At 58.4% G+C, this 6,368-nt stretch carries 7 protein-coding genes; 2 read left to right on the forward strand and 5 right to left on the reverse strand.

The features are described 5' to 3' along the window. Positions 1-448: 448 nt before the first annotated feature. From Q4G24_RS16210 to Q4G24_RS16220, 3 genes are read right to left on the reverse strand one after another with little or no spacing between them, the layout of a single operon-like run. Positions 449-661, reverse strand: a complete 213-nt coding sequence (locus Q4G24_RS16210; RefSeq protein WP_303367579.1) for a hypothetical protein — start codon at positions 659-661, stop codon at positions 449-451. A 44-nt stretch (positions 662-705) separates the two neighbouring features. Then, positions 706-1,584: an NgoMIV family type II restriction endonuclease gene (locus tag Q4G24_RS16215; RefSeq protein WP_303367580.1), complete on the reverse strand. Its 879-nt coding sequence runs from the start codon at positions 1,582-1,584 to the stop codon at positions 706-708. A 1-nt stretch (position 1,585) separates the two neighbouring features. Beyond that, complete coding sequence (locus Q4G24_RS16220) at positions 1,586-2,566, reverse strand: DNA cytosine methyltransferase (RefSeq protein WP_303367581.1); 981 nt, start codon at positions 2,564-2,566, stop codon at positions 1,586-1,588. A 550-nt stretch (positions 2,567-3,116) separates the two neighbouring features. On the opposite strand from Q4G24_RS16220, the gene Q4G24_RS16225 reads away from it, so the two are divergent. Together Q4G24_RS16225 and Q4G24_RS16230 are read left to right on the forward strand one after the other, a co-directional pair. Continuing rightward, positions 3,117-4,211: a DUF6538 domain-containing protein gene (locus tag Q4G24_RS16225; protein WP_303367582.1), complete on the forward strand. Its 1,095-nt coding sequence runs from the start codon at positions 3,117-3,119 to the stop codon at positions 4,209-4,211. Positions 4,212-4,286: 75 nt separating this feature from the next. Continuing rightward, positions 4,287-5,150, forward strand: coding sequence for a tyrosine-type recombinase/integrase (locus tag Q4G24_RS16230; protein ID WP_303367583.1), 864 nt, complete (start codon positions 4,287-4,289; stop codon positions 5,148-5,150). Positions 5,151-5,220: 70 nt separating this feature from the next. Here Q4G24_RS16230 and Q4G24_RS16235 read toward each other — a convergent pair whose 3' ends face one another. Further along, positions 5,221-5,610 carry a hypothetical protein gene (locus Q4G24_RS16235; protein WP_303367584.1) on the reverse strand — a complete coding sequence of 130 codons (390 nt, stop codon included), beginning with the start codon at positions 5,608-5,610 and terminating at the stop codon, positions 5,221-5,223. A 139-nt stretch (positions 5,611-5,749) separates the two neighbouring features. After that, complete coding sequence (locus tag Q4G24_RS16240; protein ID WP_303367585.1) at positions 5,750-6,337, reverse strand: hypothetical protein; 588 nt, start codon at positions 6,335-6,337, stop codon at positions 5,750-5,752. Positions 6,338-6,368: the final 31 nt, after the last annotated feature.

Raw genomic sequence — 6,368 nt, forward strand, 5'->3', positions numbered from 1 at the left:
ATTCTTTTGTCGTGTTTTCGTTGCCCCGCAAGGCGGGCAACGTTGAGAAGAGCGAGCCGCGTGGACGCGGCGCGGGGATTGCCTTTGGCAATCTCATTAGGTGGGGGCTTCGCCATATCTTAACCTACTATACATAACTCGCCCAAGGGGGCTCTGTTATGTATCTCCGGCGAAGGGGAGAAAATGCCTAACAGCATTTTCATCCCCTTTCGAAACCCCTCACGCCTTCGGCTGGACCAAGGGACTTTCAGCCCCTTTGGAAACCCCGACCAAGGCTTTCAGCCTCTGGACACCTGACCAAAAACGCGCGCCGCTGTTTCTGGACTTCCCTGGCCCTTCCGGGGGACGCCTTCCGCGAGACCGGGGCGCTTCGCCCTCTGGACACCTGACCAGAAACGCGCACCGCCGTTTCTGGACTTCCCCGGCTCTTGCCAGAGTGGCCGCTTGGTCAGCGGGACCGAGGACGCGGCCAGCGGTCTAATCTGTCGTCGAGTGCGTCAGCGATGAAACGTAAACCGTCCGGGCCGGTTTCGTTCACATCGACAAACGCAAATCCGTTCGACGGATTGTGAACCTGAATCCCAATATAGCCGCGTAGCCTATCCGCGAATTCTTCCGGCACTTTCAGCCGAAGGGAAATACTCGCATATTGACTTGTCATGCTTGCCCCTTAACAGAGCAAGCCTTATTTTTGGCGAGCCCGTTTTATACTGCGAGATCGAGCGGCAGATCTGAAATATCTTTCAGGCGCCCGCCCTCAACCATAATCTGCAATGTCTCTTGCGCGTCCTCTGAACCAACTTCCTGAACGGCCTGTTGAAGTTCATAGAGCGCAAAATGATACACGCAATCAAGATCGCCTGTTCCGAGTGCCACCGAACTAATCCGGCTTGGCATAGGTTCAGCGACGACCGCCACGATATGCGGAACTGTCCCCTTGCGATGGCGTATCAGGTTCAACGCCTCACTTCGTGCGTTTTGCGATCTGTCCGAACGCATCGTCCATTTACACGAAATGCTTGCGTGAAGAATCGGCTGTTGATTGAAGGACGCGCGCAACGGGGCACGAGTTGCTAATTCGTCATCCACTATCAAACCGGGGGCGTTAATCGCGTCATCCGACTCCGGCCCCCTGTAAACGACGACATCCGGCTTGATGGCATACTCATTGCCGATAGCCGCCGCCAACTGGACATTTCCGCGCACAGCCTCCGCGATGGCTCTCAAATGTGAGAACTGAGCAAATCTCGCCAGCGTTTCCACTCTGCCCCTTCCGGAAATCTGCTCAACAGCCCATTGGCCGGGACGAAGGTGATTAAGCGGACAGAATGTTGATCTGACGAACGCCGCGACCAGTTCTTCAAACCTCCTCCCGGAAGTTTGTCCCGCCAGCCTTTCCGCTACCGTTTCCGCACGCAACAATTCTGCCATGCGAGCCGAAATAACGCACGAGGCGCGGCTATCCTTGTCTGCGTTTGTCCAGACCCCTTGCGCATTCACCGTTAGGACGGTTTGAAGTAGATCGGCATGAAACTGTTCTCTGGCCTCTCTAAACAGGGCCCTTGGCCCGATCACTTCCGGCATATCAGGCGACCCCGTAGATTCTTGGGCGTGCGACCAGCGCCGCACTGATACTGGAAGCGACGGCCCTTGCTACCGGCGGAGGGAACGCGTTTCCGATTTGTCGATATGCCGCCGTTTTCCGGCCAGCAAAAAACCATTCATCAGGGAACCCCTGAATTCGCGCCGTCATGCGAGGCGTTAGCCGAGGCATCCCGACAAAATCGGGGCCGGGCGCTTCGTCCCACAAGCCCATTCCATCAACGCCAAGCGTCGCCCAAGCCTTTTTGGCACGGGTTGGCCCGAGATCCGGCCCACCATGCTTTTTTGAGCCGCCCACCAGCGTCGGCGCGATCGCGTCAGCACGCTTTGCCCAAGCCGACGACCCACGCCATCCACGACTCGCCATAAGGTCTTGAAGCAAATTGCCCACCGTAGCGGGAGAAGTGTCCTGCGGCTTTGGCCATGAGAAATGATCCGCCATATCGGCGCGGATACCCACGAAAACAACGCGGGGGCGCAGTTGAGACACGCCAAAATCCGAGGCGTTCAGGAGACGCCAGCCGGGGACATAGCCAAGTTTTTTTAGTTGTTTCTCGATCTTTTGGCGGTAATCGAAGAAAACGGCGTCAAGTAAACCCCGGACATTTTCAAGCATCACAGCGCGGGGCCGGATCTCATCAACAAGACGGATTGCTTCTGGAAATAAATCGCGGTCATCGTCGGCTCCGAGTTGCTTCCCGGCCTTCGAGAAGGGCGGGCATGGCACGCCCCCGGCAAGCAGATCAACGCCCTTGAAGGCTTTGCCGTCGAAAGCACGGAGGTCGCCCTCAATGACATTCCATGTTGGCCGATTCGCGCGCAGCGTGGCACAAGCGGGAGGTTCGAGTTCGACAAGGGCTTCATGGTCAAAGCCCGCTTGTTCCAAGCCCAGCGCCTGTCCACCGGCACCAGCACACATCTCGACCGATGACAACATCAGAACCTCCTGCTCGTTCTTGTTCAAACCTCTAATATCTCATGTTTATGAAAAAACCACCTCATGGCGGCTGTTGGTAGAAAGGTTTTCGCAGGCCAGCCGTTAAAGTTCAGATAACCCCAAACGGCAAAAACCGCCCAAAGGCGGCTTTTTGACCCAGCGTCCACTTCGCGGTTGCCCGCTTATACCCGCATCTCGCGTAGAGCCGATGGCGTGGGAGGCGCTGTTCCAGCCGGTCTATCGCCTCGTCAGGGCAGATAGCCCCTCGGCGCACCAAAGTCAACCAAAACCATGCTGAACGGCACCATGTTGCGGGTTGTAAGCGGCTCTGCTACATCATGTCCATCCTGTTCCCGGTCAGCGTTCCGGGCGCGCGCCGCAAGGTGATGATTTTAGGTTAGATTCCGGCTTTCTGGGTGCAAACCCTACCGCCGGAGCCAAATCTCTCAGCAAAGTGCTGGCCTGACTGCAAAACCTTGGGGAAAGCCCCGCTGGTTTCGGCAGAATCGTCATTGCGCGCGCACATTTGCACGCACATCACGACGCAGCTGTCTCACCCTCACTGGGGCTGACAGCCATGCTTCACAACACCGATTTTCTCCATCTCCGCCGTCATGGTTATATCTGGCGCAGGCGGGTGCCGAAAAGCTGCCGAAAAAAATTTTCGGTTCCGTTTCTGTCTTTCTCCCTTCGGACGCATGTCCTCGCCGACGCAGCAGAGCGCGGGCTCCGGATCACTGGTCTTTCCGATCTCTGCTTTCAGGCCGAGACGGATATGCAGCCCGAACAGATGACGCAGCTTTTGACCGCATACGCGCGCTTCGAGATCGAAGCGGCGGACCGGCTGCGCGCACTGACAGGCCGGCGCACCCGCGAGGCCGCCGCTGCGGCGATGGCCCTCGAAGCTGCCACCCGCGCTTCGCTTCGCGATGCGATTTTTCTCTGTGATCACAGCATAGCAGCTGCGCCCATCCATGATACGGCAGCAAGGCTCGGGATCGCCATTGATCCGGCCGAAGAAGATTACGCGATCCTCGCCGACCGTATGATCCGGCTCATGATCGAGATCAGCGACGAACGCGAGCGCCGCAGCCGGGGCATTTTTTCGGAGCCTCAGCCCTATCTTCAGGCGGCGTTGAACGGGATGGCCTCTTCGCAGACCCTCCAAAGCCCAGAAGCGCGGAGCATGGTTGTCCTCCCGCAAGCGGCGACGACAACCGAACCGAAGATCGTCGCCCCGCCAGCCGACGCGGCCGCGCCGCAGCAGCACGCCCGGCCGGAAGGCATCGTTGTTTCCTGCGATGAGCTGACCATATCCTACCCTGCGCCGCAACACGAGGCGCCGGATACGCCACCGATGTTGCTTGAAGTCTGGGACACATGGTTCGAGGCACGGATGCGCGGGGAGAGCCGTGAAGGCGCTTATGTCTATACCGATGCAGGCAAAGCTACGCGTTTCGCCAAGGATTCGGACACGACACGGTCAACACGCAAGCTGATCGAAGATCTTCTGGGTAACCGCGATGTCGGCGCCATCGGCCCCAAAGACTGGTCTGGCTTCAACGACATGATCCGCCGGATTCCGGCAAACCACGGCAAATCACCTAAGGATCGTGGCCGTTCTTATGCTGAGATCATCGCGGCAGCGGATGAAAAGGAAGCGCGTCAGTAGGCAGCGGCCGAGAAGAAAATAGCGCAGCGCCGACTGTCGGGTGATGAGGCCGAAGAGCTGCGACGCAGCGCCCTCGTGCCGCGCATCGCCCCTCGGACGTTTCAACGTCACCAGAAATATCTGTCGGCACCGCTGGACCATGCGGTTGCCGAAGGAATTCTCCCTAAAAATCCCTTCAAACAGTTCGTGCTCGGCGAAAAGGCCATCTCTGCGATGCGCCGCGGCCTTCCTGAAACCACCCGCAAGCTTTGGCATGACGAGTTTCAGCAGTTGCTGGCAACCGAGGCCTGGACATCTGATAAAACGGCGATCACGGATCCAATCTACTGGGTCCCGCTCATCGCCCGGCTGAGCGGCATGCGCAGTGAAGAGATCCTGCAACTGAAGCCTGCGAATATTCGCAGCCTTGATGGGGTCTATTATTTCGAAATCGAACGCGGCACAGGTCAAAGCGTCAAAAGCGAGAACGGCAAGCGATTGGTCCCCATTCATAGCCAGCTGCTCGAGCTCGGTTTCCTTGAGCTGGTCGCCCATCAACGCCGCCTCGCCAAAAGGCGCATCTTCGACACGATCCAGCGCGCAAGGACCAAGAAGAATACCTATGCCGAGATTATGAATGGTCGGTTCGAATACTACCGCAAGCGGCATGACGTCTATGAACGACGGCTGGACCTTCACGGGCTCAGGACAACATTCAACAGCGAATGTGTCGCGCTGGCCGTTCCCGACACCGCCCGGCGCTACCTGATGGGGCATCAGAACCCAGATGTCGGGATCGTCAACTACCTGCCCGAGGGATTTCCTATAACGACGCTGAAATACTATATTGAAATGCAGCGTATAGATATTTCTTCGATCACGCGCCGCTTCCGCGCCGAGGATCAATATCCGCCCGGGCCAAGACTGGCAGCGGTCGGCGGGCGGCGCCTGACCGGCTGAGCTGTCCAGTCAAGAAACAACCGCCAGATATTAGAAATGCCCCTGCCGCAAGACGCGACAGGGGCATTCATCAGGTCCGGCGGCGCTCTTTGCCGTCGCTGCGCTCAAACGCCTGCACGGCCGCCAAAAGATAACTTTTGCAGATGATCAGCAGCAACCCTCGCTGCGTCGTCTGCATTTCGACACCGTATGGTTCCTCAACCTCAGACGAGCGCAACGGTGGCGCTTTCAGCCGTTCGAGCAAGATCTGCTCACGAACCGGTCTCAGGTAGCCACGACAGGCGGCCAGACGTAACGCGTCGTTGCTGCTTGGGGAGATCATCGTCGTGTAAGGAGAGACGCCAAGGGCCAGAATGGACTCCTCGGCATGGACTTGAAATCGGATGAGCCGCAGGATGCGACCCGCCTCGAGCGTATAGCGGCGGGCGATCAACAGGCTGTTGGTCTCACTGCCCTGCATCAGGCTGCCCTCCGGGCCGCAAGGGGCGTCACGCGTTCCAACGCAGCAATGCCTCATTGGATTTCTGTGTATTGATATCGACAGTATAGCGCGTACCATCCCACAATGTCCCTGCCCCAACAACCGTGATCGCAGCTTCTTAGGCAGTTCCGACCGATCCGTCGCGTGCCAGCCTCTGACGGTGCATCACCGCATAGGCGACCGCCGCCGCGACAAAGGTCATCGGGGCGGAGGCCGTCGCCAGACCGCCGCCCATAAAATGCAGCGCCAGTCCGACCGCTGCGCCAAACAGCCATGCGCCAAGTCCTGCCGGGTTCACCGCCGCCGTGTCGCGCAGGCGAAAGTTCACGCGGTCTTGCTCGGCCCCGGCTTTGCCCTCCATCAGGATATGCACCAGCGCGATGGCGACCCATGCCACGACGAAAATGCCCTGGTAGGCCAGCGCCTGAAGGATATAGGCAAAGACATTCGCCAGCATCAGAATATAGCTGATGATCCCGACGACAATCGCCCAGACAACCTTGGGCAGTTTGACCCGAAAAGCGGTCTGGGCAAAGCTTTCCATGTTCACGGCGGCCAGATAATAATTCGCGGTGTTGATCCGCGTCTGCGACACCCAGACGAACACCAGCCCGGCAAAGCCCATCAGCTGGATCAGCGCCAGAACCACGGACACTTCGGTCACGCCGCCTTCGGTCGGCAGGCTGGCGTTAGGCGGCGTCTTCATTTAAGTGATCCATGCCATAGCGCATGCGAGA

It is taken from the genome of Paracoccus sp. (in: a-proteobacteria), assembly GCF_030538695.1.
Lineage (GTDB): Bacteria > Pseudomonadota > Alphaproteobacteria > Rhodobacterales > Rhodobacteraceae > Paracoccus.

Excerpts from the sequence above, each read along its gene's own strand:
- Q4G24_RS16210 (WP_303367579.1), bottom strand. The coding sequence starts at position 661 with ATGACAAGTCAATATGCGAGTATTTCCCTTCGGCTGAAAGTGCCGGAA.
- Q4G24_RS16215 (WP_303367580.1), bottom strand. The coding sequence starts at position 1,584 with ATGCCGGAAGTGATCGGGCCAAGGGCCCTGTTTAGAGAGGCCAGAGAA.
- Q4G24_RS16225 (WP_303367582.1), top strand. The coding sequence starts at position 3,117 with ATGCTTCACAACACCGATTTTCTCCATCTCCGCCGTCATGGTTATATC.
- Q4G24_RS16235 (WP_303367584.1), bottom strand. The coding sequence starts at position 5,610 with ATGCAGGGCAGTGAGACCAACAGCCTGTTGATCGCCCGCCGCTATACG.
- Q4G24_RS16240 (WP_303367585.1), bottom strand. The coding sequence starts at position 6,337 with ATGAAGACGCCGCCTAACGCCAGCCTGCCGACCGAAGGCGGCGTGACC.